The organism is Pseudomonas sp. 18058 (genome assembly GCF_902706155.1).
Lineage (GTDB): Bacteria > Pseudomonadota > Gammaproteobacteria > Pseudomonadales > Pseudomonadaceae > Aquipseudomonas > Aquipseudomonas rustica.
Window position 1 is genome coordinate 1 of sequence record NZ_CACSJY010000155.1, and the last position, 408, is coordinate 408.

General features: G+C 44.9%; 1 rRNA gene. It reads right to left on the reverse strand.

Features of this window, described 5'->3' with window-relative positions:
* Positions 1 to 175, reverse strand: a 23S ribosomal RNA gene (locus GVL50_RS28605); the annotation flags it as partial.
* Between the last annotated feature and the right edge of the window lie 233 nt (positions 176 to 408).

The following is a 408-nucleotide window of genomic DNA, read 5'->3' on the forward strand; positions in this document are numbered from 1 at the left end:
GCCTCGCATGACTATGTATTCATCATGCGATACCTCTTGCGAGGTGGGTTTCCCCATTCAGAAATCTCCGGATCAATGCTTGTTTGCCAGCTCCCCGAAGCTTATCGCAGGCTATCACGTCTTTCGTCGCCTATCATCGCCAAGGCATCCACCACATGCTCTTAGTCACTTGACCCTATAACTTTGACATCTCTTGCGAGATACCACAGTCTTCTTTCAAGGACTTGCGAGGTCTTTCACCTCGCGCGTTATGCCGTAATGTGAATAATTCCTCGATATCACTATCAAGAAACATTCGTCATTACTGAATTTCAACTAGCTTTCGCAAATTGAACATTCGTTTTGACGCAATCAAAAAATTGTCATCAGAGGCACGGTCTGCACTAAACCTTTACGAATGTGCAGTTT